Source organism: Variovorax terrae, from assembly GCF_022809125.1.
Classification (GTDB): Bacteria; Pseudomonadota; Gammaproteobacteria; order Burkholderiales; family Burkholderiaceae_C; genus Variovorax_A; species Variovorax_A terrae.
This window is the reverse complement of record NZ_JALGBI010000001.1, coordinates 400,875-424,537: the sequence shown is the minus strand read 5'-3', so window position 1 is coordinate 424,537 and position 23,663 is coordinate 400,875. Positions and strand designations below refer to the sequence as shown.

Below are 23,663 nucleotides of genomic sequence, written 5' to 3'. Positions count from 1 at the left end.
GCAGGCTACCGCAGCCGCGACAGCGCGGCGCTGGCCAGCTCGGCGATGCGTTCCAGGAAGTCGGTGCCCATGCCGCTGTGAAAGCGCTGCGGATCGGGCGAGGCCAGCACCAGCAGGCCGAACGCGGGGCCGGGGCTGTTGATGGCGCCGGCGCGCAGCGGGACCAGCGCCAGCGACATGGCCAGGGCCGAGTCGTCAAGCCAGTTGACGGGCTCGAACCCCGAGTTCACGCCGCAGTACGGCATGGTCAGCGAGGAGGCGAAGGTCTTGGCATCGTCGCTCACGCCCTGCGCGAAGGCTTCGCCGGCAAAGGCGCTGTCCACGCCCCAGACCTTGATCGCCACCTGCGGCACCAGGAACTGCTCGCGCAGCTCGACCAGGATCTGGGCCGGCAGCGCGCGCGCCTCGGGCGTGAGGAACAGGTTGCGCGCCCAGCGCTGCAGCTTGTCGGCAATGATCATGTTCTCGTTGCCGTGGCGGATCATGTCCATCACGCGGTGCTCCAGCGCCTTGATCTTCTCGCGCAGCATCTCGGCCTGACGCTCCTGCAGGCTCACGGCGCGGTTGCCGTGCGGGCTGGTCATCTGCACGCTGGCCAGCAGCTCGGCGTGGCGCTCGAAGAAGTCGGGCGTGTTCGCCAGGTAGTTGGCGATGTCGTCTTCGGTGATGGGGTTCATGGCGTTGATGTTCATGGGTTGTCGGGGATGTCGATGTCACCTGCAAAAACCGTCACGGCCGGGCCGGTCATGCGCACCGGGCTGTCGCCGCCGGCCCACTCGATGGTCAGCCGCCCGCCGCGCGTGTCCACGTCGACGCGCGCGTCCAGCAGCCCGAGGCGGATGCCGGCCACCACCGCGGCGCAGGCGCCGGTGCCGCAGGCCAGCGTCTCGCCGGCGCCGCGCTCGTACACGCGCAGCCGGATGTGGCTGCGGCTCAACACCTGCATGAAGCCCGCGTTGACGCGCTTCGGAAAAGCCGGGTGCCGCTCGATCAGCGGGCCCTGCGCCGCCACCGGCGCGCTGTCCACGTCGTCCACGAGCTGCACCGCATGCGGGTTGCCCATCGACAGGACTGCTACGGAAACGATAGCAGGGTTGGTCCGTGCGTCAAGGACCAGCGGCCATTTCTGCCATGAACCGGCGGCCTCGGGCGTGAGGCCGGCCGCATCGAAGGGCACGCGCGCCAACTCGAAGATGGGCGCGCCCATGTCCACCGTGACGCGGCCGTCGGCATCCATGCGCGGCTCGATCACGCCGCTGAGGGTCTGCACCCTCACCGCCTCCTTGGCGGTCAGGCCCTGCTCGCGCACGAAGCGCACGAAGCAGCGCGCGCCATTGCCGCACTGCTCGACCTCGCCGCCGTCGGCGTTGTGGATCACGTATTCGAAATCGACGTCCGCGCTGGGCGCGGGGCGCACGGTCAGGATCTGGTCCGCGCCCACGCCGAAGTGCCGGTCGGCCAGGAAGCGGTACTGGGCCGGGCTCAGACCCAGGCGAGCGCGCGTCTCGTCGAGCACCACGAAGTCGTTGCCCGCGCCCTGCATTTTGGTGAAGCGGATTCGCATGGACGGGATTATCCCCCGTCCCCCGCGCGACCCGCGGGCCCGGCGCGGGCTGACCATAATGCAGCATGGTCCGCCCTTCCCAACTCCTGCACTCCCAGCGCGAGCCCGTGCCCACCCGACCCGCCGCCACCGTGCTGCTGCTGCGCGACACGCCGCAGGGCATCGAGGTGCTGATGACGCGCCGCTCGATGACGGCCAGCTTCGCACCCGGCGCCTATGTGTTTCCCGGCGGCGGCGTCGACGCGGCCGACAGCGCGGCGCACGCCATCGCGGCGCGGCGCCCGACGCAGAGCGAGCTGCACCTGACCCAGGCCATCGCCGCGATCCGCGAGAGCTTCGAGGAACTCGGCATCCTGCTGGCCCGCCATGCCGACGGCCGGCCGGCCAACGCCGCCGACATCGCCGCGCTCGACCGCAAGGCGCCGTTCGCCGCACAGTGTCAGGCGCGCGGCCTGACGCTGGCTGCCGACCAGGTCTTCGTGCTGGCCCACTGGATCACCGACCGCGACCTGCCGCGCCGCTTCGACGTGCCCTTCCTCGTGGCCCGCATGCCCGAAGGCCAGCAGCCGGTGGCCGACGAGGCCGAGCAGTTCGAGCCGGTCTGGGTGCGCCCGGTCGACGCGCTGGCGCGGCACCGGGCCGGGCAGTTCTTCATCATCTTCCCGACCATCCGCACGCTGGAGCGGCTGCAGGCTTTCCAGAGCGTCGATGAGGTGCTGGCGGCCTGCGCCAGCGAGCAGCCGCTGTGGACCAGTTGCCCGCGCGCCGGTTTCCTGGCCGGCCGCGAGGCGCGCTACATGGAGCACGAGATGCCCTACGGCGAGCTGGAGCTGGTCAGCCCCGACGGCCAGATCGTGCACCACCTGGACTGGCAGACCGAGCAGCCGGTGGCGCTGCTGAAGAACGTGCAGCGCCTCACGGCCCCCAACCCCGGCGTGATGACCGGCCCGGGCACCAACAGCTACCTGGTGGGGGACCCGGCCAGCGGCTACATCGCCATCGACCCGGGGCCGGACGACGCCGCGCACCTGGAGCGCCTATGGCGCGCGGTCAAGGGCGACATCCGCCTGATCGTCTGCACCCATTCGCACCCCGACCACTCGCCCGGCGCCCGGCCGCTGCAGGCCCTGTGCGCCGGCAAGCCGCCCATCCTCGGCCTGCCGTCGGCGCCCACCGCGCGCAGCGCCAGCCATTTCGTGCCCGACCGGGTGCTACAAAATCAGGAGCACCTGGTGACGCAGGGACAAGGACTCCCGCACACTTTGAAGGTGATTTTCACGCCCGGGCATGCCGCCAACCACCTGTGCCTGGTGCTGCTCGAAGACGGCCTGCTGTTCTCGGGCGACCACATCCTCAACGGCAGCACCACCGTGGTCGATCCGCCCGACGGCGACATGACGGCCTACCTCGAATCGCTGGACACCCTGAGCGCCGCCTGCGGCGAGCACGGCATCGGCTTCATCCTGCCGGCGCACGGCCATGTGCTGGGCCACGCCCGCCAGGCCATCGCCCACCTCAAGGCGCACCGCCTGAAGCGCGAGGCAAAGATCATCGCCGCGATGCAGGCCCGCCCCGGCGGCACGCTCGACGAGTGGGTCGAACTGGCCTACGACGACGTGCCGCCGCGCATGTGGCCGGTGGCGGCGCGCTCGCTGCTGGCGCACGTGGAGCGCATCCAGTCCCTGCAAGGCACCCCATGACGGCTCCCGCCCGCCCGCCGGCGGAGGCCGGCACCCGGCTCGCCAAGCGCGTGGCCGAGCTCGTGCCCTGCTCGCGCAGCCAGGCCGAGCAGTACATCGAGGGCGGCTGGGTCCGCGTCGACGGCGAGGTGGTCGAGACACCGCAGTTCCGCGTGCTGGACCAGCGCATCGAGATCGACCCGCAGGCCCGCCTCGCGCCGCTGGAGCCGGTGACGCTGCTGCTGCACAAGCCGCCGGGCTTCGACGCGGCCGACGGCCCGCGCCCGGCCGGCCAGCTGCTCATGGCGGCCAGCCACGCGCAGCCGCAGGACCGCTCGGGCATCCGCCCGCTCAAGCGGCATTTCATGCAACTGCAATGCGTGACGCCGCTGGAGACCGGGGCCAGCGGCCTCGTGGTGTTCACCCAGGAATGGCGCGTGGCGCGCAAGCTCACCGAGGATGCGGCGCTGGTGGAGCACGAGATCATCGTGGAAGTGGCCGGCCCGGTCACGCCCGAGACGCTGGCCCGGCTCAACCACGCCCCCGCCGGCGGCCGGGGCGCGCCGGCGCCCCGGGTCAGCCTCAACCAGCAGACCGCGGCCGGCACCCGGCTGCGCTTTGCCGCCAAGGGCCACACGCCGGGCCAGATCGCCTGGCTCTGCGGCGAAGCCGGGCTGCAGGTCACAGGCATGAAGCGCATCCGCATCGGGCGCGTGCCCCTGGCCAGCCTGCCCGCGGGCCAATGGCGCTACCTCGCGGCGCACGAGCGGTTCTGACGGCCTGCTTTGGCGGCAGGCCCTGGCCGTGGCGGCCTGAAGAAAAAGTGTGAAGTCCGCCGTAAGCCGGATTCTGTGCGTCGGGGTTGCCCCCGACGTGACCGCCATTACTCTGGGCCGCGGGTCGCCCCGGCGGCTCGATGCTACCTACCCGCCAGCTCTGCGGAGCCACATCAACGCTGGCCTACTTGGTATTGCTGCGCGTAGAGATTGCCCGTTTCACCCGCACTGAAGCGGCTCGTCTCTGTTGCTCTGATCCTCACCTCACGGTGGACAGGTGTTACCTGCTACGCTGCCCTGTGCAGTCCGGACGTTCCTCCAGTGCCGTGTTTCCACGATTGCACCAGCGGCGGTCTGGCGGGCTTCACGCGGCGATTATCGCAGTACGCCACAATGGCCGTCCGCACCGCCAACCAAGGAGCCAGCAACCATGAAAGCCGACAACATCCTGCAGACCATCGGCGCCACGCCGCACATCCGCCTCCACCGCCTGTTCGGCGGCGGCGCGAACGTCTGGGTCAAGTCCGAGCGCGCCAATCCCGGCGGCTCGATCAAGGACCGCATCGCGCTGGCGATGGTGGAAGACGCCGAGGCCTCCGGCGCGCTGAAACCCGGCGGCACCATCATCGAGCCGACCTCAGGCAACACCGGCATCGGCCTGGCCATGGTGGCCGCGGTCAAGGGCTACAAGCTGGTGCTGGTGATGCCCGACAGCATGTCGGTGGAGCGCCGCCGCCTGATGCTGGCCTATGGCGCCACGTTCGACCTGACGCCGCGCGAGAAAGGCATGAAGGGCTCGATCGCCCGCGCCCAGGAGCTGGTGGCCGCCACGCCCGGCGCCTGGATGCCGCAGCAGTTCGAGAACCCGGCCAACATCGACGTGCACATGCGCACCACGGCGCAGGAGATCCTGGCCGACTTCCCCGAAGGCCTGGACGCGCTCGTCACCGGCGTGGGCACGGGCGGCCACATCACCGGCTGCGCCCGCGTGCTCAAGGCCAAGTGGCCAAAGCTCAAGGTGTTCGCGGTGGAGCCCACCGCTTCGCCCGTGATTTCGGGCGGGCAACCCTCGCCGCACCCGATCCAGGGCATCGGCGCCGGCTTCATCCCGAAGAACCTGGACGTGAGCCTGCTCGACGGCGTGATCCAGGTCGATGCCGAACCGGCCCGCGAGATGGCGCGCCGCTGCGCGCGCGAGGAAGGCATCCTGGTCGGCATCTCCTCGGGCGCCACGCTGGCCGCCATTGCGCAGAAGCTGCCGGAGCTGGGCGCCGGCGCGCGCGTGCTGGGTTTCAACTACGACACCGGCGAACGCTACCTGTCGATCGAAGGCTTTCTCCCGGCTTGAAGCGGCCGGCCGTATCATTGGCGGCTCCTGCTTGATAGCCACAAGCCTGCAGCCCCACGATGATCCGAATTTCAGAACTCAAGCTCCCGCTCACCGAGGCGGAATCCCCCGAGGCCGCACTGCGTGCGGCTGCCGCCCGCCTGCTGGGCCTGCCCCCTGCCGGGATCGCACGCCTGGAGGTGTTCAAGCGCAGCTTCGATGCGCGCAAGGCCGAGTTGATGGCGGTCTACATCGTCGATCTCGTGCTGGCCGACGCCTCGCGGCACGATACGCTGCTGGCGCAGTTCAAGGACCACCCTCACATCGGCGCCACCCCCGACATGGCGTGGCGCGCCCCGGTGCAGGCGCCGGCCGGCCTGGCGCCGCGCCCGGTGGTGGTGGGCTTCGGCCCCTGCGGCATCTTCGCGGCACTGCTGCTGGCGCAAATGGGCTTTCGGCCCATCGTGCTGGAGCGCGGCAAGGCGGTGCGCCAGCGCACCCAGGACACCTGGGGCCTGTGGCGCAAGAACGTGCTCGACCCCGAGAGCAACGTGCAGTTCGGCGAGGGCGGCGCCGGCACCTTCTCGGACGGCAAGCTCTACAGCCAGATCAAGGACCCGCGCTTTCTCGGCCGCAAGGTGATGCAGGAGTTCGTGAAGGCCGGCGCGCCGCCCGAGATCCTGTACGTCGCGCATCCGCACATCGGCACCTTCAAGCTGGTGAAGGTGGTGGAACACATGCGCGAGCAGATCATCGCCCTGGGCGGCGAGATCCGCTTCGGCCAGCGCGTGACCGACGTGCAGATCGACGACGGCCCCGCGGGCCGGCAGCTGCGCGGCCTCACGGTGCTGAACCAGGCCACGGGCGCCACGCAGGAGCTGCGCGCCGACCATGTGGTGATGGCGCTGGGCCACAGCTCGCGCGACACCTTCGCCATGCTGCACCGGCGCGGCGTCTACCTCGAAGCCAAGCCGTTCTCGATCGGCTTTCGCATCGAGCACCCGCAGGGCGTGATCGACCGCGCGCGCTGGGGCCGGCATGCGGGCCATCCGCTGCTGGGCGCGGCCGACTACAAGCTGGTGCACCACGCCGGCAACGGCCGTTCGGTCTACAGCTTCTGCATGTGCCCGGGCGGCACGGTGGTGGCCGCCACCTCGGAGCCCGGCCGCGTGGTGACCAACGGCATGAGCCAGTACTCGCGCAACGAGCGCAATGCCAACGCCGGCCTGGTGGTGGGCATCGAGCCCGCCGACTACCCCAGCGACCCGGCTGCGTTCGCCGCCGCGCTGGGCGAGGCCTTCGCCGACCCGGCACCGCCCCCCGGCCAGCCGCATCATCCGCTGGCGGGCATCGTGCTGCAGCGCCAGCTCGAATCGCGCGCCTACGTGCTGGGCGGCGGCACCTACGAAGCGCCGGGCCAGTTGGTGGGCGACTTCATCGCGGGCCGGCCCTCCACCGCCCTGGGCAGCGTGCTGCCGTCCTACAAGCCGGGGGTGAAGCTCGGCAACCTGCACGAGGCGCTACCGCGCTACGCGATCGAGGCGATGCAGGAGGCGCTGCCGGTGTTCGGCCGCAAGATCCGCGGCTACGACATGCCCGACGCCATGCTCACCGGCGTGGAGACGCGCACCTCGTCACCGCTGCGCATCACGCGCGGCGACGATTTCCAGAGCCTGAACCTGCGCGGCCTCTACCCTGCCGGCGAGGGCGCGGGCTATGCGGGCGGCATCCTCTCGGCCGGCGTGGACGGCATCAAGGTGGCCGAAGCCGTGGCGCGCAGCGCGCTGGGCGCGGCCTGAGCCCAGGCCTCAGCGCGGCGCCCAGTGGCCGCCGTGGAAGCGCCAGTTGCCGCCCGGCCCCTGCACCCAGCGGTGCGGTGTCCAGGCATAGCCCGGACGCGGCGGCACGGCCCAGTAGCCCGGACGCCAGGCGTAGCGCCCGCCGCCCCATTGCCAGAAGCCGTTGATCCAGACGTAGCCCACCGCCGGGGCCACCGTGACGGTTTCCTGGATCGGCATGGGCGGCGCCATCGGCGCCTCCACCACCGGGCCGGCTTCACCGACCATGGGCGCCGGCGCCACGGGCGCCACCACGCAGCCCGAGAGCCAGAGGCTGCCCGCGGCCACCGCCGCCACGGGCAAGAGGCCGCCGCAGCGGCGAAGAATCGGGGTCAGCACAGGCATGAGGATCTCCTTGGAGGGTTCATGCCTGCACAACGGCCCGCCGGCCGCCGTGTTGACGCGCTTCGGTGAAGCGGCCGTAAAGCCTGTGGGCAAATTGTGTCGCTCAGCCCTGCGCGTTCTGCAGCGCGGCGATGCGCTGCTCGATCGGCGGGTGGGTGGAGAACAGCTTGCCGATGCCGCCCGCGATGCCCATGGCCGAGACGCTCTTGGGCAGCTCGCCCGGGTGCATGCCGCCCAGGCGGGCCAGCGCGTTGATCATGGGCTGCCTGCGGCCCAGCAGCTGGGCCGAGCCGGCGTCGGCGCGGAACTCGCGCTGGCGCGAGAACCAGGCCACCACGATGGCCGCGGCGAAGCCGAGCACGATGTCCAGCACCAGGGTGGTCACCATGTAGCCGATGCCGGGGCCCGAGGAGCGATCGTCGTTGCGGCGCAGGAAGCTGTCCACCGCGTAGCCGATCACGCGGCTCAGGAACACCACGAAGGTGTTCATCACGCCCTGGATCAAGGTCATGGTGACCATGTCGCCGTTGGCGATGTGGGCCACCTCGTGGCCGATCACGGCCTCGACCTCCTCGCGCGTCATGCCCTGCAGCAGGCCGGTGGACACGGCGACCAGCGCCGAGTTCTTGAAGGCGCCGGTGGCGAAGGCGTTGGGGTCGCCTTCGAAGATGCCGACCTCGGGCATGCCGATGCCGGCCTTGTCGGCCAGGCGGCGCACGGTCTCGACGATCCAGGCCTCGTCGGCCGTCTGCGGCTGGTTGATCACGCGCACGCCGGCGCTCCACTTGGCCACCGGCTTGCTGATCAGCAGCGAGATGATGGCGCCGCCAAAGCCCATGATGAGCGCGAAGCCGAGCAGCGCGCCGAGGTTCAGCCCGTTGGCCGTGAGGTAGCGGTTGACGCCCAGCAGGCTGGCCACGATGCCCAGCACCGCCACGACGGCGACGTTGGTCAGTACGAACAAGAGGATGCGTTTCATGAATTCTCCATGGGGTGAATGGGCCGCGGCCCTTGGCGCAGAAGATGGGGCCTTCGGGCGCCTTCTTCAAGTCATGCCGGCCGCAGGATCTGCCTTGTTGTATGGATGATTGTGGCCCTGCGGAGGGCGGAACACGAGTGAGTCATCATAGAAGGAAAAGTTCTCGTTTTCCGCCCACCAGCCGGGAATGCCGAGCACCGGCAGCGGCGCGAACGGCTTGGCCGCCAGCGCGGCCGGCGCCAGGCTGGCGGCCAGCCGGTCATCGAGGTCTGCTCCTGATTCGATAGCACGAAATGACCGCCACACGTGGACAGTGACCTGTTTTCGTGGAAAAACCAGCTTCTCGAGCGCGGCGTGGCCCACCACGCGCAGCTCGGCCTCGGCCCACAGCGGGCGCAGCACCACGAACAGGCGGTGCCAGTCCTTGTCGAGCAGCGCCTGCCACAGCGGCGGCGGCGCCTGCAGCAAGGCCGCGTTCTCGTCGAACAGCGTGAGCGCATCGCGCACCGGCCCGCGCTTCGGGCCGATGCCGTCGGCCGCGATCTGCGCGGCCTGCAGGGCATTGAGCCGCTGCTTGGTCCGCGGCAGGCCGAGCCAGCAGATTCCATTGAAAAAGTCGTGGAGGTCCGCGCGCACCGGGCAGCAGCCGCTCTCAAAAATATAGTGCTCGTAGGCCATGCCGGGCGGCAGCTCGCTTTGCGGCACGAAGCGCACCGGCGCCCTCGCCTCGCGGTTGAGCGCCTCGTGCAGCGGCAGGCCGCCGGCCACCGCCTGCGCGAGCCGCTGCCCGGGCTCGCGCCACGGGCGCAGCCAGGGCCGCGTCCAGTCGATGCCGTGCAGGGCCTGCACCGCGCGCTTCTCGCAGCCCTAGCCGCCGCGGCCCGCCTTGGCCAGCCGCTTGTCGCGCACCGCGACGGTGGATTTGCCTTCGTCGGCGACGTCGAACAGCTGCGTGGCCACCAGCAGCTTGGTCAGCGTGGCGTAGCCGTAGTTGCGGTGGTCGAACGAGGCCTGGTTGGCGATCTGGCTGCCGACCGCGCCCACGCGCGCCCAGCCGTCGTCGTCCGCCGCGGCCTGCACCGCGTTGCGCAGCAGCAGCACCAGGCGGGCGTCCTGCTTGAGCTGCGCGGTGCTCGCGCGCAGCGGCGCGGCGGCCACCGCTTCGGTGTCGGCATCGGCCGCGTCGCTGACGGCCGCGGGCCGCAGCTTGTCGAGGAACAGGAAGCGCGAGCAGGCGTTGACGAAGGGCTCGGGCGTCTTCTGCGCGCCGAAGCCGTAGACCGCCGCGCCCTTGGCGCGCAGGTGCATCACCAGCGGCGTGAAGTCGGCGTCGGAGGAGACGATGCCGAAGGCGTCGGGCCGGTCGGTGTAGAGCAGCTCCAGCGCATCGATCACCATGGCCATGTCGCTCGCGTTCTTGCCCTTGGTGTAGTCGAACTGCTGCATCGGGCGAATCGCGTGCTCGTGCAGCACCTCTTCCCAGCCCTTCAGCTCGTTCTTCTTCCAGTTGCCGTAGGCGCGCCGGATGTTGGTCTCGCCGAAGGTGGACAGCTCGTTGAGGATCAGGTCGATCTTCGAGGCCGGCGAGTTGTCGGCGTCGATCAGCAGCGCGACGCGGGATTTGCGCTCCATCAGGCGCTCCCGTGGCGGACCAGCTTCCAGGGCAGCGCCTCGCCCGCGCGCAGCGGCTTGAGCTCGGCCTCGCCGAAGGCAAAGCTCTCGGGCGGCGTCCAGGCTTGGCGGCGCAGCGTGATGGTACCGCTGTTGCACGGCAGGCCGTAGAAGTCCGGGCCGTGAAAGCTGGCGAAGCCTTCGAGCTTGTCCAGTGCGCCGGCGTTGTCGAAGGCCTCGGCGTACATCTCGATGGCCGCATGCGCGGTGTAGCAGCCGGCGCAGCCCGTGGCGTGCTCCTTGAGCTGCGCGGGATGCGGCGCGCTGTCGGTGCCGAGGAAGAACTTCGGGCTGCCGCCGGTGGCGGCCTGCACCAGGGCCAGGCGGTGGGTTTCGCGTTTCAGCACCGGCAGGCAGTAGTAGTGCGGGCGGATGCCGCCGGTGAAGATCGCGTTGCGGTTGTACAGCAGATGGTGCGCCGTGATGGTGGCCGCGGTGTGCGGCCCCGCGCCGGCCACGTACTGCGCGGCTTCCTGCGTGGTGATGTGCTCGAACACGATCTTGAGCTCGGGGAAGTCGCGGCGCAGCGGAATCATCTGCTGCTCGATGAACACGGCCTCGCGGTCGAACAGGTCGATCTCGGGCGAGGTCACCTCGCCGTGCACCAGCAGCAGCAGGCCGGCGCGCTGCATGGCCTCGAGCGTCTTGTAGGTCTTGCGCAGGTCGGTCACGCCGGCATCGCTGTTGGTGGTGGCGCCCGCGGGGTAGAGCTTGAGCGCGACCACGCCGGCATCCTTGGCGCGCGCGATTTCATCGGGCGGCAGGTTGTCGGTGAGGTACAGCGTCATCAGCGGCTCGAAGGCCAGGCCCTCGGGCACGGCGGCGCGGATGCGCTCGCGGTAGGCCACGGCCTGCGCCGCGGTGGTGACCGGCGGCTTGAGGTTGGGCATGATGATGGCGCGGCCGAACTGGGCGGCCGTGTGCGGCACGACGGCGCGCAGCGCCTCGCCGTCGCGCACATGCAAGTGCCAGTCGTCGGGGCGGGTCAGGGTCAGGGAATCGCTCATGGCCTGATTGTCGCACCCGGGCGGCCGGCTCCGGCCCGCTGGCCGGGTCAGCGAGTTCACCCGAACGCTATCAAATCAATAGCGAGAAATGACCGCAGCGCCTGGACCTCGGGCCTGTTTGGCCCTGATTTCGGCGGCAACGCGGCCTACAGCGTGTAATCGCCGCTGGCCTCGGGCTGGAACAGGATGTCCAGCACGCGGCCCGACGCCTGCTGGCCGTCGGGGGTGGTCCAGCCGGCCAGCGCGCCCACCGGCAGGCCCAGCAGGCTCGCGCCCACCGGCGACAGCACCGAGACGAAGCCGGTGGCCGGCTCGGCGTCGCGCGGGTAGCACAGCGTGATCTTGCGCTGCGTGCCGGTGGCGAGGTCCGCCAGCAGCACCTGCGAGTACATGGTCACCACATCGGCGGGCACTTCGCGCGCCGGCACGAGGTCGGCGGCATCCAGCACCGCCGCGATGGCGCTGCCGGCCTGCTCGCGCGGCAGCAGCTTGCTGATGCGGGTGTGGTCCAGCTCGGTGAGCGTGCGCATTTCTTGGACAGATGACAACATGGAAAGCTCTCCTGAATCGATCAGGCCCGGAAAAAGCCTCCGGGCAGGCGGCGCCTGGGAGGTCGGCCCGGTGATCCAGAGAAGCGCTTGGGGGAAGGAAGAGGAAGGGGGATCGCCGGGCTCAGGACTGTGCGACCGGCGGATGGAGCAAGGGAGCCGCGGCCGCGCGCGCGCAGGCCAGCGCCGCCAGCGACTGGGCGCGGGCGGAGCAGGAGGCAATGGCGGACAGGCGGCTCACGGCGAAACGCATGGCCGCATTGTAGGCCGGCCCGCGTCAACCTGCACGGGCCAGGGCCTTGCAGTCAGTGCTGCAGGATCTTGTTGAGGAAATCCTTGGTGCGCGCCTGGCGGTTCTCCGGGTGATTGAAGAACTCGTCCTTGGAGCAGTCTTCCAGGATCTTGCCGCCCACGTCCATGAAGATCACGCGGTTGGACACCTTGCGCGCAAAGCCCATCTCGTGGGTCACGCACATCATGGTCATGCCTTCGTTGGCCAGGCCCACCATCACGTCGAGCACCTCGCCCACCATTTCTGGGTCGAGCGCCGAGGTGGGTTCGTCGAACAGCATCACGATCGGGTCCATGCTGAGCGCGCGGGCGATCGCCACGCGCTGCTGCTGGCCGCCCGAGAGCTGGCCCGGGAACTTGTCCTTGTGCGCCATCAGGCCCACGCGGTCGAGCATCTTGAGGCCGCGGGCCTTCGCGTCGTCGGCGCTGCGGCCGAGCACCTTGATCTGCGCGATCGTGAGGTTCTCGGTCACCGACAGGTGCGGGAACAGCTCGAAGTGCTGGAACACCATGCCGACGCGGCTGCGCAGCTTGGGCAGGTCGGTCTTGGGATCGTGCACGGCCACGCCGTCCACGAAGATCTCGCCCTTCTGGAAGGGTTCGAGCGCGTTGATGGTCTTGATCAGCGTGGACTTGCCCGAGCCCGACGGGCCGCACACCACCACCACTTCGCCCTTCTTGATGTCGACGGAGCAGTCGGTGAGCACCTGCACCGGGCCATACCATTTGGATACGTTCTTGAGTTCGATCATTTGTTTCTCCACTCAGCGGATGATGGCGATTTTCTTGTGCAGGCGCTTGACCAACCAGGACAGCGCGTAGCACATCACAAAGTAGACGACGGCGGCCAGCAGGTAGGCCTCGATCGGGCGGCCGTAGTTCTTGCCGGCCGTCTCGAAGCCCTTGAGCATGTCGTAGGCGCCGATGGCGTAGACCAGCGAGGTGTCCTGGAACAGGATGATGGTCTGCGTGAGCAGCACCGGCAGCATGTTGCGGAAGGCCTGCGGCAGCACCACCAGCTTCATGTTCTGGCCGTAGCTCATGCCCAGCGCCTGCCCGGCGAACACCTGGCCGCGCGGGATGGACTGGATGCCGGCGCGCATGATCTCGCTGAAATACGCCGCCTCGAAGGCGATGAAGGTGATGGCCGCCGAGATTTCGGAGCGGTAGTTCTGGCCCAGCCCCCAGGGCAGCGCGTTGTAGAACGCGGCCGGCACCAGCAGGAAGAACCACAGGATCACCATGACCAGCGGAATGCTGCGCATGCCGTTGACGTAGATCGTGGCCGGCACGTCGAGGAATTTCTTGCCCGACAGGCGCATCAGCGCCAACACGGTGCCGAACAGCACGCCCCCGAGGGTGGACACCACCGTCAACAGGATGCTGAAGTAGAAGCCCTTGAGGACGAACTTGCTGATGATGTCCCAGCTGTAGAACGAAAGGTCGAGGTTCATCATGTCAGTGCCCTCCGCCCACGCCACCGGCGACGATGAAGCCCGGCACGCGCGCGCGCTTCTCGATGAAGGCCATGATGCGGTTGATGGCGAAGGCCGAAACGACGTACAGCCCGGTGACTGCGAGGTAGACCTCGATGCCGCGGGAAGTCTCTTCCTGGGCCTGCATCGCGAACATGGTCAGCTCGGCGACCGACACGGCGAACGCCACGGACGAATTCTTGAAGATGTTCATCGTCTCGCTCGTCAGCGGCGGGATGATGATGCGAAAGGCCATCGGCAGCAGCACGTAGCGGTAGTACTGCACCGTCGTGAAGCCCAGCGCCATGCCGGCGTAGCGCTGGCCGCGCGGCAGCGCCTGGATGCCGGCGCGCACCTGTTCGGCGATGCGGGCCGAGGTGAAGAAGCCGAGCGCCAGCACCACGAGGATGAAGCTCGGGACGCCCTTCATCACGGGGAAGATGGCTGGCACCACGTGGTACCAGAGGAAGATCTGCACCAGCAGCGGTATGTTGCGGAACAGTTCCACCCAGCCGTTGCCGAAGGCCACGAGGGCGCGGCTGGCCGGCAAGGTGCGGATGGTGCCGATGATGGAGCCGGCGATGAGGGCGATGACCAGGGCCAGCAGGGCCACCGATACCGTCCAGCCCCAGGCCGACATCATCCATTGGAAATAGGTCGGGTACTCGCCGCCCGGGTCCTGCAGGAAGACTTGCCAATCCCAGTTCGATCCCATGGGAAATCCTTCTCAAGCGTGTTGTTGTTGTCGTAAGCCCCCGCCTGCGCCGCCACGGCCCTGGCCGTGTTGAAAGCAAACGCCCACCGGGGTGGGTGGGCGTTTGGCATGGGCAGGCGCCGGTGCGCTTACTCCTTGATGGAGTACTCTTCCATCGGCTTGTCGTTCGGGTTGGCCCAGGCCGCCTTGGTGCCTTCGGACAGCGGCAGGCCGACCTTCACGTTGTTCGGGGGGATCGGCTGCATGAACCACTTGTCATAGAGCTTGGCCATGTCGCCGGACTTGATCTGCGCCTTGATGCTGTCGTCCACGGCCTTCTTGAACGCCGGGTCATCCTTGCGGATCATGATGGCGATGGGCTCGACCGACAGCACTTCGCCGACGATCTTGAAGTCGTTGGGCGACTTGGCCTTGGCAATGTTGGAAGCCAGGATGGAGCCGTCCATGATGAAGGCGTCGGCGCGGCCGGACTCGAGCAGCAGGAAGCTGTCGGAGTGGTCCTTGCCGAAGACTTCCTTGAACGTCAGGCCCTCGGCGCGCTTGTTCTTGCGCAGGGTCTGCACCGAGGTGGTTCCGGTGGTGGTGGCGATGGTCTTGCCGTTGAGGTCCTTGATGCCGGTGATGCCGGAGTTGGCCTTGACGGCGATACGGATTTCTTCCACGTAGGTCGTCACGGCAAAGGCGACGTCCTTCTGGCGGGCCAGGTTGTTGGTGGTCGAGCCGCACTCGATGTCCACGGTGCCGTTCTGCACCAGCGGAATGCGGTTCTGCGAGGTGACGGGCTGGTACTTCACGTCGAGCTTGGCCAGGCCGAGCTGCTTTTGCACGTCGGCGATGACCTTGGCGCACACGTCATAGTGGAAGCCCGTGAACTTGCCGTCACCCAGGGTATAGGAGAGGCCGGAAGACTCGCGGACCCCTTCGGTGATGGTGCCGGTCGCCTTGATCTTGGCCAGCGTGTCGTTCGCCTGGGCGAAAACGCTGCCCGCGGCCACCATGGCAACGGCAAGAGCCAACAAATGCTTCTTCATACAAATCTCCTTATAGTGAAGCGTGAAAGTTGATAGGTAGCGAAATTTTAGAGGTTCGCACCCGGGGGTTCATCCGCAATAACCAGAGGATTCCGGTTTTCAGAACGGAACCTGGTCCGTGGGGTACTTCCAGAAATCTTTCAAGAGGTAGCTCGCGGGCAGGTTCAGTGGCGTGTGGTTGGGCGGAATGGGCCTCGCAAACCACTTGTCGTAAATCGGATAGATCTCCCGGCTGGTGATCAGGTGGCGCATTTCCTCGTCCACCAGTTTCTTGAACTCGGGATCGTCCTTGGGCAGCATGATAGCCAATGGCTCGGTGGTGACGAACTTGCCCACCACTTTCAGAGCCGCCGGGTTGGGGCGGTTGGCCGCCAGCCCGTACAGCAGCACGTCGTCCATCACGAAGGCATCGGCCTCGCCCTTCTCGACCATTTCCACCGCGCGCCCGTGGTCCGGCGCCTCCAGGATGGTGATGCGCAGCAGCCGCTCGCGGTTGGCCTGCTCGGCCGCCTTCAGCGGCGTGGTGCCCTTGGTCGACACCAGTTTCCGGCCGCTCAGGTCTTCCATCTGCTCGACCGGGCTGTCGGCCCGCACCAGCAGGCGCGCGCCGGTGATGAAATGGGGAATCGTGAAGGCGACCTTCTGCCGCCGCTCGGCATTGTTGGTGGTGGAGCCGCACTCCATGTCGGCCTTGCCCTGCTCGATCATGGCGATGCGGTTGGCCGACGTCACCGGCAGGAACTCCACCGGCAGGGTCTTGAGGCCCGCCTTGCGGCGCAGCGCGTCGGCCACCTTCAGGCACAGGTCCACGGCATAGCCCACGGGCCGCTTGTCGGCGTCGAGGTAGGAGAACGGAATGGAGGATTCGCGATGGGCGATCACCAGCTTGCCGCCGTTGCGCACGCGGTCGAGCACGCCGTCGGCCTGGGCCAGCGTGACCCAGGCCAGCGCCAGCAGCGCGCAGAGCCGTTTCCAATGTGGTGCGTTCATCCTGTGTTTCCAACGACATGGGTCGACTTAAGCAGCCTTTGTGCCTGGTTTTTTTCCTGCGGCCCGAAACTCAAGCTTTCGGGTTCATCGGCTCGGTCAGCTTGTCCGGCACCAGCAGCTCGTCCATCTGCTCGCGTGTCAGGATGCCCAGCGCCTGCGCGGTCTCATCGATCGGCCGGCCGGTGGCGATGGCGGTCTTGGCGATGAGCGCGGCCTTTTCGTAGCCGATCAGCGGATTGAGCGCCGTCACCAGCGTCACCGATTCGCGCACGCGGCGCGCCAGCAGCTCGCGGTTGGCCTCGATGCCGGCCACGCAATGGGTCTGCAGCGTGAGGCAGGCCTGGCTCAGGTGCTCGATGCTCTTGAACAGGCTCCAGCCCATGATGGGCTCGAAGGCGTTGAGCTGGAGCTGGCCGGCCTCCGAGGCCATGGTCACCGTCATGTCGTTGCCGATCACCTCGAAGGCGACCTGGTTCATCACCTCGGGAATCACCGGGTTCACCTTGCCCGGCATGATGGACGAGCCGGCCTGGCGCGGCGGCAGCTTGATGTCGCCGAAGCCCGCCTGCGGGCCGCTGGACAGCAGGCGCAGATCGTTGCAGGTCTTGCTGAGCTTGGTGGCCACGCGCTTGAGCACCCCCGACAACTGTACGAAGGCGCCCGTGTCCTGCGTGGCCTCGATCAGGTTGACCGATTTCACGACCGGAATGCCGCTGTCCTCGGCCAGGTAGCGGCAGGCAAGATCGGCATAGCCGCGCGGCGCGTTGATGCCGGTGCCGATGGCCGTGGCGCCGAGGTTGATTTCCTGGATCAGCGCCCGGGCCTCGCGCAGGCGGGCTTCGTCCTCGCCGATCATCACCGCATAGGTGGAGAACTCCTGCCCCAGCGTCATCGGCACGGCATCCTGCAGCTGGGTGCGGCCGATCTTGAGCACGTCCTTGAATTCCTCGGCCTTGGCCGCGAAGCCTTCGCGCAGGAAGGCCATCGAGCCCAGCAGCCGGTCGATGCCCGACCACAGCGCCAGCCGCACGGCCGTCGGGTAGACATCGTTGGTGCTTTGCGAGGCGTTGACGTGGTCGTTCGGGTGCAGCACGTCGTAGCGGCCCTTGCCGAAGCCGAGTTTCTCGAGCGCGAGGTTGGCGATCACCTCGTTCGCATTCATGTTGGTGGAGGTGCCGGCGCCGCCCTGGATCACGTCGACCACGAACTCCTCGTGCAGCTTGCCGCTGATCAGGTCGTCGCAGGCCAGCACGATGGCGCCCACGCGCTGGCTGTCCAGCGCGCCCAGATCGGCATTGGCCCGGGCCGCGGCCTTCTTGACGAAGGCCAGCGCGCGGATGAGGTCCGGCATGGCCGAGATCCGGGTGCCCGAGATCGGAAAATTCTCCACGGCGCGTGCCGTGTGAACCCCCCAGTAGGCGTCGGCCGGGATCAGTTTTTCGCCAAGAAAATCATGCTCGGCACGGAAGGGGGGAGGCATGTTGTCTCATCGGTTTTTGGTATGGCGCGAACTTTAGAGGTCTGCCCGGTGAAACGCCAATGCTGATTGCGCGAGGTGTTATGCATGATGCTTATAGATTGCCCTACTTCGCTATTTCGCCGCCGTGAGCGCCTGCAAATAGCTCCATAATGCCTGCGCCGTTCCCTTGGGTGCCTCTTTTCCTACGGGTTTCTCCCTATACGCGCGGATGTCCATGGTCATCTCCAGCGTCCCCGATTCGGGCCCGGCCGCGCTCACCAGCTTCTTGCTGCGCAGCTCCTTGCGCACCGCGCTGTAGGGCAGGAAGGCCACGCCGTGCCCTTCGAGCGCCATCACCTTCAAGCCCTCGGCCATGTCGGTCTCGTACACGCGGTCCAGGTGGATCGCGGTGCCCGCCTGCTTGAGGATCAGGTCGGTGACGCGGCCCAGGTAGGCGCCCGGCGCGTAGCCGAGGTAGGGCAAGGGCTGGCCGGAGCGGCCCGGCAGCCGGAACAGCGGCTGGCCGTCGGCATCGGCCTTGACGTAGGGCGCGAGCAGTTCCTGCCCGAGGCTCACCATCTCGTAGCGGTCGGCATCAAGCTGGAACGGCTGCGAGGGGTGGTGGTAGGCGATCAGCAGGTCGCAGCCGCCTTCCACCAGCCGCATCACCGCGTCATGCACATTGAGCGCGATCAGCCGGCTCTTGATCGGGCCGAACTTCTCGCGCAGGCTCGACACCCAGACCGGAAAGAACGTGAAGGCCAGCGTGTGCGGCACGGCGAACTCGATCACGTCCTGCCCGGCCGTGGTGTGGCCGCGCAGCATGGCGCGCGTGCTCTGCAGCGCCTGCAGCATCTCGAGCGACTGCGCGTACAGCGTTTCACCGGCCGGCGTGAGCCGGGTCGGGTAGGAGCTGCGGTCCACCAGATCGGTGCCGGCCCAGGCCTCCAGCGCCTGGATGCGGCGGGAGAACGCGGGTTGCGTGACATGGCGCAGCTGCGCCGAACGGCTGAAGCTGCGGGTTTCAGCAAGGCTGACGAAATCTTCCAACCACTTTGTTTCCATGACGGAATTATGAATTTGATTGTTGTGCGGACAACGATGCGGCCGGCTCCGGCATCCGCTCGTTTTCCCGGGCCAGGCTGCTGGGCGAGGGTTGACTTTCAGCGGATAGCACTTAATATTTAAATCAGCAAATCAAGCGGCTCTTTTATAGGATAAAGCAATATGAGCATCCGCACACCCCTCATGGCGGCGGCGTTGCTGGCGCTGGCGCTGCACGCCGGCGCAGCCGATCTGCTGGACACGGTAAAGCAGCGCGGCACGCTGCAGGTGGCCCTCGAAGGCACGTACCCGCCGTTCAACTACCGCGAGAACAACCAGCTCGCCGGCTTCGAGGTGGAGCTGGCCAACGCCCTGGCGCAGAAGCTCGGCGTCAAGGCCGTCTTCAGCACCAGCGAATGGAGCTCCATCCTCGCCGGCCTGCAGGCCGGCAAGTACGACGTGGTGATCAACCAGGTCGGCATCACCGACAAGCGCAAGGAAACCTTCGACTTCTCCGAGCCCTACACGATCTCCAGCCCGCAGCTCATCGTGCGCAAGGACGAGAAGCGCGAGTTCAAGTCGCTGGCCGACCTCAAGGGCCGAAAGCTCGGTGTGGGCCAGGGCACCAACTTCGCCGACCTCGCCCGGGCCGTGGGCGGCATCGACGTCAAGACCTATCCCGGCGCCCAGGAATACCTGCAGGACCTCGCGCTCGGCCGCATCGACGCGGCGCTGAACGACAGCCTGCTGATCCCCTACATCGTGCGGCAGACGCGGCTGCCGCTCAAGCCCGGCGCGCCGGTGGGCGAGCTCGAGAAGTCGGGCATTCCGTTCGTCAAGAACAACCCCAGGTTCAAGGCCGCGATCGACAAGGCGCTGGCCGATCTCCAGGCCGACGGCAGCTTTGCGAAAATCTCCGTCAAGTGGTTCGACCGCGATGTGAGCAAGCCGCCGCGCGCGCAGTAGCGCCGCCGCCAGGCGCTACCATCGCCCCGACAACCGCCCCGGCCCCTGGCCGGGGTTTTTCATGTTCGGAGGACGCATGGATGCCAATGGCCTGATCCCACTCTTGCGCGATGCGCTGCCGCTGCTGCTCAAGGGCGCCGGCTACACCCTGGTGCTGGCGCTCGCCTCCGTCGTCTTCGGCGCGCTGATCGGCACGCTGGTGGCCGTCACGCGGCTGGCCAGGCTGCCGCTGCTGTCGGGCCTGGCCGCGCTGTACGTGAGCTGCATGCGCGGCACGCCGCTATTGGTGCAGCTGTTCGTCATCTACTACGGCCTGCCGAGCATCGGCATCCAGTTCGAGCCGATCACCGCCGGCATCCTGGGCCTGAGCCTGAACGTGGGCGCCTACCTGTCCGAGACCATCCGCGGCGCCATCAACGGCGTGTCCCACGGGCAATGGGATGCCTCGCGCAGCCTCGGCTTCACCCAGTGGCAGACGCTGCGCCACGTGGTGGGCCCGCAGGCCCTGCGGCTGGCCGTGCCCAGCCTCTCCAACAGCCTGATCAGCCTGATCAAGGACACCTCCCTGGTCTCGGTGATCGCGGTGGGTGAGCTGATGCTGGCCACCAAGGAAGTGATCGCCACCACCTTCCAGCCGTTCCCGCTGTACCTGGCGGCCGCGGGCCTCTACTGGGCCATGAGCGCGTTCTTTGAGGCGCTGCAGAAGAAGCTCGAGATCCGGCTGAACCGCAGCTACCTGCGCTGACATCGGGCCCCTGGTCAGGGCCCCGCCTCCCCCGCCTCAGGCCAGCGATAGCCCAGCACGGACGCCAGGGGATAGCCCTGCTCGCGCACCTGCCCGAGCTGGTTGCCGCCCAGCAGGTAGACCTGGTGTTCGTCAGAGCGCAGGTAGAACCCGACATGGCCCTTCCAGCTGTCCGGGTCGTCCCGGTACAGCACGACGATGCAGCCGGGCACCGGCTGATCCAGCGGACGGCCCCACTCCAGCCAGGAGCGCGCCAGCGCCGACCCCGTGCCCGCGATGCCTGCCTGGGCCAGGCACCAGTTGACGAACGACGAGCACCAGGAGGCCTTGTCGTCATACCCGCGGATGTTCGTGCCCGCGTGGTACTCGGTGATGCGGGGGTTGCTCTGGCCGGCCGGGTACTGGGCCACGCCGATCTCCTGAGCGGCCACGGAAAGCCAGGGTGCAGGCATGGGCGCTCCGGCGTGGTGGTTCGGGGGTGGCCTTGCTGCCGCGCTAGTAGAGCGTGGCGCGCTGCCGCGCGGGCAGTTCGCGGTCGTAGGTCTCTCCGTCGATGCCGGCCTCGGTCAGGGCGGCCAGCATGGTGCCGGGGCTGGGCACGCCGGGCCGCGCATCCGGCGGCACCGGCTGCCACAGCCTGGAGCGCTGGATCGCGCGGGCGCACTGGAAGAAGACCGTCTCCACGCGGATGACGAGCACGCACTTGGGCAGGCTGCCGCCCACCGCAAAGCGCTGCAGCAGCGCCGGGTCGGTGCTGATGCTGGCGCGGCCGTTGACGCGCAGGGTTTCGCCGACGCCGGGAATGAGGAACAGCAGCGCCATCCGCGGATCGGCGAGCAGGTTGCGCAGGCTGTCGACCCGGTTGTTGCCGCGGCGCTCCGGCAGCAGCAGCGTGTGCGCGTCCTGCACCACCACGAAGCCGGGCGGATCGCCGCGCGGCGAGGCGTCCAGCCCGTCGGGCCCGCTCGTGGCCAGCACGGCGAACGGCGAGGCCTCGATCAGCGCCCGGTAGTGCGGGTGGACGAACGACACTTCCTTCTTCAGCGAGGCCTCGCCCACCTCGCCGAAGAGCGAGGCCAGTTGTTCCGGGGTGCTGATGAGGTGGGGATCGGCGGGCTGGGTCATGAAGGCATCTCGAGCGGTCGGCGGCGGCAGAAAATCGGGTTGGCGCGCCGCCGCCTGATGCGGCAGCGGTGCATCGCTGATTTATAGCACCACGCCCGAAGCGCACCCGGCCAGGGCGGCAGGGGCGCTACGCCCCCCTGGGCCCGAACGCCATTCGCTATTCATTTGATAGCAATCAATGACCACCCCATGCGGACCTCTGGCCCAAATCACTCCGAACTTTGCTGCAGCGCCCACATTCTGGCGTAGCGGCCCTGCTGCGCCAGCAGTTCGGCATGGGTGCCGCGCTCGATGATGCGGCCGGCCTCCATCACCAGGATCTCGTGCGCGTCCACCACGGTGGACAGGCGGTGCGCGATCACCAGCGTGGTCTTGTTCTGCGCGGCGCTTTGCAGCTCGGCCTGGATCGCGCGCTCGTTGGCCGAGTCCAGCGCCGAGGTGGCTTCGTCGAAGATCAGGATCGGCGGATCCTTGAGCAGGGTGCGCGCGATCGCCACGCGCTGCTTCTCGCCGCCCGAGAGCTTGAGCCCGCGCTCGCCCACCATGGTGTCGTAGCCCCGGGGCGTGGCGCTGATGAAGCCATGGATGTGGGCGGCCCGGGCCGCCGCCTCGACGTCGGCCCGGCTGGCGCCGGGGCGGCCGTAGGCGATGTTGTATTCCACCGTGTCGTTGAACAGCACGGTGTCCTGCGGCACGATGCCGATGGCCTGGCGCACGCTGGCCTGGGTGACCGTGCGGATGTCCTGGCCGGCCAGGGTGATGCGGCCGCCCGCCCCGGCGGGGCCGCCGGGCGAGCCCACGTCGTAGAAGCGGTACAGCAGGCGCGCCAGCGTGGACTTGCCCGAGCCCGAGGGCCCGACCACGGCCACCGTCCTGCCCGCGGGGATCTCGAAGCTGATGTGGTGCAGGATGGGCCGCTCGGGCTCGTAGGCGAAGCTCACGTCCTCGAAGCGCACCGTGGGCTGGTGCAGGCCGGTGAGCGCCGCGGCGCCGGGCGCGTCGGCGATCTCGCGCTCCTTTTCCATCAGCGTGAACATCTTGTCGAGGTCGGTCAGGCTCTGCTTGATCTCGCGGTAGATCACGCCCAGAAAGTTCAGCGGGATGTAGAGCTGGATCATGAAGGCGTTGACCATCACCAGGTCGCCCAGCGTCATGTGCCCGTCCACCACGCCCTGCGTGGCGCGCCACAGCATGGCCACCAGCCCGACCGCGATGATGAGCTGCTGGCCAGTGTTGAGCAGGCTCAGCGTGGTCTGCGCCTTCAGGCGCGCGCGGCGCAGCTTCTCCAGGCTTTCGTCGTAGCGCCGGGCCTCGAAGCCCTCGTTGTTGAAGTACTTGACGGTCTCGTAGTTCAGCAGCGAGTCGATCGCCTTGGTGTGCGCCGCCGAGTCAAACTCGTTGGCCTGCTTGCGGAACTGGGTGCGCCATTCGGTGACGCTGACGGTGAACACGATGTAGACCGCCAGCGCCGCCAGCGTGATCCAGGCGAACCAGACATCGAACTTCACCGCCAGGATCGAGAGCACCAGCGCCACCTCGATCAGCGTGGGCACGATGCTGTAGAGCGAATACGAGATCAGCGACTCGATGCCGCGCACGCCGCGCTCGATGTCGCGCGTCATGCCGCCGGTCTGGCGCTCCAGGTGAAAGCGCAGGCTCAGGGCATGCAGGTGCTCGAAGGTCTGCAGCGCGATGCTGCGCGCTGCGCCCTGCGTGGCCTTGGCGAACACCAGCTCGCGCAGCTCGGTGAACAGCGAGGTCGACAGCCGCAGCAGCCCGTAGCCCAGCAGCAGCGCCACCGGCACCACCAGCACGGCGCGGGTGTCGCCGGGCTTGAGGGCCAGCGCGTCGACCAGGTTCTTCAACAGCACCGGCACGCCCACGTTGGCCAGCTTGGCGCCCACCATGAAGGCCAGCGCCGCGAGCACGCGCCATTTGTACTGCCAGAGGTAGGGAAAGAGCCGGCGCAGGGTGGCCCAGTCGGCGCTCGCGGCGGGGGGTGCGGCCGCCGGGGCGGGGGTCAGGGAGGGGGAGGCAAGTTCGCCACTGCGGCGCATGGGGGACAATCCGGTGTTATTGATCTCAGAT

General features: G+C 68.2%; 25 protein-coding genes and 1 other RNA gene. 6 read left to right on the top strand and 20 right to left on the bottom strand.

Annotation, left to right across the window (positions count from 1 at the left end; genetic code table 11):
- Positions 1-5 precede the first annotated feature (5 nt).
- Entirely contained in the window at positions 6-677 is a 672-nt protein-coding gene (locus MMF98_RS01925) for a DUF484 family protein (RefSeq protein WP_243303785.1), read from the bottom strand.
- Between the two features lie 11 nt (positions 678-688).
- Positions 689-1,564 (bottom strand): diaminopimelate epimerase, encoded by an 876-nt coding sequence (dapF, locus tag MMF98_RS01920; RefSeq protein WP_243303783.1) that lies wholly within the window; start codon positions 1,562-1,564, stop codon positions 689-691.
- Between the two features lie 65 nt (positions 1,565-1,629).
- Between dapF and MMF98_RS01915 the strand changes: the two genes are divergently transcribed.
- Positions 1,630-3,264: an MBL fold metallo-hydrolase gene (locus MMF98_RS01915; RefSeq protein WP_243303780.1), complete on the top strand. Its 1,635-nt coding sequence runs from the start codon at positions 1,630-1,632 to the stop codon at positions 3,262-3,264.
- Complete coding sequence (locus MMF98_RS01910) at positions 3,261-4,019, top strand: RNA pseudouridine synthase (protein WP_243303779.1); 759 nt, start codon at positions 3,261-3,263, stop codon at positions 4,017-4,019. Before MMF98_RS01915 ends, MMF98_RS01910 begins: the two co-directional genes overlap by 4 nt.
- Before the next feature lie 47 nt (positions 4,020-4,066).
- Here the strand turns inward: MMF98_RS01910 and rnpB are convergent.
- Positions 4,067-4,385: RNase P RNA component class A (rnpB, locus tag MMF98_RS01905), an RNA gene on the bottom strand.
- Between the two features lie 64 nt (positions 4,386-4,449).
- Here rnpB and cysK point away from each other — a divergent pair.
- Both cysK and MMF98_RS01895 read left to right on the top strand, forming a co-directional pair.
- Positions 4,450-5,367: a cysteine synthase A gene (cysK, locus tag MMF98_RS01900; RefSeq protein WP_243303778.1), complete on the top strand. Its 918-nt coding sequence runs from the start codon at positions 4,450-4,452 to the stop codon at positions 5,365-5,367.
- A gap of 59 nt (positions 5,368-5,426) precedes the next feature.
- Positions 5,427-7,145 (top strand): NAD(P)/FAD-dependent oxidoreductase, encoded by a 1,719-nt coding sequence (locus tag MMF98_RS01895; RefSeq protein ID WP_243303775.1) that lies wholly within the window; start codon positions 5,427-5,429, stop codon positions 7,143-7,145.
- A 9-nt stretch (positions 7,146-7,154) separates the two neighbouring features.
- Here MMF98_RS01895 and MMF98_RS01890 read toward each other — a convergent pair whose 3' ends face one another.
- The 14 genes from MMF98_RS01890 to MMF98_RS01830 form a co-directional block, all read right to left on the bottom strand.
- Complete coding sequence (locus MMF98_RS01890; protein ID WP_243303773.1) at positions 7,155-7,529, bottom strand: YXWGXW repeat-containing protein; 375 nt, start codon at positions 7,527-7,529, stop codon at positions 7,155-7,157.
- A 103-nt stretch (positions 7,530-7,632) separates the two neighbouring features.
- Positions 7,633-8,508 (bottom strand): protease HtpX, encoded by an 876-nt coding sequence (gene htpX / locus MMF98_RS01885; protein WP_243303772.1) that lies wholly within the window; start codon positions 8,506-8,508, stop codon positions 7,633-7,635.
- A gap of 66 nt (positions 8,509-8,574) precedes the next feature.
- Complete coding sequence (locus MMF98_RS01880; RefSeq protein ID WP_243307255.1) at positions 8,575-9,348, bottom strand: DUF3025 domain-containing protein; 774 nt, start codon at positions 9,346-9,348, stop codon at positions 8,575-8,577.
- A gap of 27 nt (positions 9,349-9,375) precedes the next feature.
- On the bottom strand, positions 9,376-10,140 hold the full coding sequence (locus MMF98_RS01875) for an NYN domain-containing protein (protein WP_243303770.1): 765 nt from the start codon (positions 10,138-10,140) through the stop codon (positions 9,376-9,378).
- On the bottom strand, positions 10,140-11,186 hold the full coding sequence (gene pyrC, locus MMF98_RS01870) for a dihydroorotase (RefSeq protein ID WP_243303767.1): 1,047 nt from the start codon (positions 11,184-11,186) through the stop codon (positions 10,140-10,142). The genes MMF98_RS01875 and pyrC overlap by 1 nt, the downstream gene beginning before the upstream one ends.
- Positions 11,187-11,332: 146 nt before the next feature.
- Positions 11,333-11,737, bottom strand: coding sequence for a GreA/GreB family elongation factor (locus MMF98_RS01865; RefSeq protein WP_243303765.1), 405 nt, complete (start codon positions 11,735-11,737; stop codon positions 11,333-11,335).
- A 121-nt stretch (positions 11,738-11,858) separates the two neighbouring features.
- Positions 11,859-11,987, bottom strand: a complete 129-nt coding sequence (locus MMF98_RS23605; protein ID WP_279343441.1) for a hypothetical protein — start codon at positions 11,985-11,987, stop codon at positions 11,859-11,861.
- Positions 11,988-12,039: 52 nt separating this feature from the next.
- Positions 12,040-12,777, bottom strand: a complete 738-nt coding sequence (locus tag MMF98_RS01860) for an amino acid ABC transporter ATP-binding protein (protein ID WP_243303762.1) — start codon at positions 12,775-12,777, stop codon at positions 12,040-12,042.
- Positions 12,778-12,789: 12 nt separating this feature from the next.
- Positions 12,790-13,482: an amino acid ABC transporter permease gene (locus MMF98_RS01855; RefSeq protein WP_243303760.1), complete on the bottom strand. Its 693-nt coding sequence runs from the start codon at positions 13,480-13,482 to the stop codon at positions 12,790-12,792.
- Between the two features lies 1 nt (position 13,483).
- Positions 13,484-14,215 (bottom strand): amino acid ABC transporter permease, encoded by a 732-nt coding sequence (locus MMF98_RS01850; protein ID WP_243303758.1) that lies wholly within the window; start codon positions 14,213-14,215, stop codon positions 13,484-13,486.
- Positions 14,216-14,343: 128 nt separating this feature from the next.
- On the bottom strand, positions 14,344-15,246 hold the full coding sequence (locus MMF98_RS01845; protein ID WP_243303756.1) for an amino acid ABC transporter substrate-binding protein: 903 nt from the start codon (positions 15,244-15,246) through the stop codon (positions 14,344-14,346).
- 99 nt (positions 15,247-15,345) lie between these two features.
- Positions 15,346-16,236 carry an amino acid ABC transporter substrate-binding protein gene (locus MMF98_RS01840; RefSeq protein WP_243303754.1) on the bottom strand — a complete coding sequence of 297 codons (891 nt, stop codon included), beginning with the start codon at positions 16,234-16,236 and terminating at the stop codon, positions 15,346-15,348.
- A 70-nt stretch (positions 16,237-16,306) separates the two neighbouring features.
- The gene (locus MMF98_RS01835; RefSeq protein WP_243303753.1) at positions 16,307-17,716 is read right to left on the bottom strand and encodes an aspartate ammonia-lyase; all 1,410 of its coding nucleotides are present in this window, start codon (positions 17,714-17,716) and stop codon (positions 16,307-16,309) included.
- A 111-nt stretch (positions 17,717-17,827) separates the two neighbouring features.
- Positions 17,828-18,760 (bottom strand): LysR family transcriptional regulator, encoded by a 933-nt coding sequence (locus tag MMF98_RS01830; RefSeq protein ID WP_243303751.1) that lies wholly within the window; start codon positions 18,758-18,760, stop codon positions 17,828-17,830.
- A 162-nt stretch (positions 18,761-18,922) separates the two neighbouring features.
- Here MMF98_RS01830 and MMF98_RS01825 point away from each other — a divergent pair, with 162 nt between their 5' ends.
- Positions 18,923-19,705: a transporter substrate-binding domain-containing protein gene (locus tag MMF98_RS01825; protein WP_243303749.1), complete on the top strand. Its 783-nt coding sequence runs from the start codon at positions 18,923-18,925 to the stop codon at positions 19,703-19,705.
- 76 nt (positions 19,706-19,781) lie between these two features.
- Positions 19,782-20,450, top strand: coding sequence for an amino acid ABC transporter permease (locus MMF98_RS01820; protein WP_243307254.1), 669 nt, complete (start codon positions 19,782-19,784; stop codon positions 20,448-20,450).
- A gap of 14 nt (positions 20,451-20,464) precedes the next feature.
- On the opposite strand, the gene MMF98_RS01815 is transcribed toward MMF98_RS01820, so the two are convergent.
- From MMF98_RS01815 to MMF98_RS01805, 3 genes are all read right to left on the bottom strand, one after another.
- Entirely contained in the window at positions 20,465-20,902 is a 438-nt protein-coding gene (locus MMF98_RS01815; RefSeq protein ID WP_243303748.1) for a TIGR02594 family protein, read from the bottom strand.
- 43 nt (positions 20,903-20,945) lie between these two features.
- Complete coding sequence (locus MMF98_RS01810) at positions 20,946-21,575, bottom strand: pyridoxamine 5'-phosphate oxidase family protein (protein ID WP_243303746.1); 630 nt, start codon at positions 21,573-21,575, stop codon at positions 20,946-20,948.
- A 209-nt stretch (positions 21,576-21,784) separates the two neighbouring features.
- A complete protein-coding gene (locus tag MMF98_RS01805) occupies positions 21,785-23,632 on the bottom strand; it encodes an ABCB family ABC transporter ATP-binding protein/permease (protein WP_243303744.1) in 1,848 nt (615 codons plus the stop codon).
- Positions 23,633-23,663 lie beyond the last annotated feature (31 nt).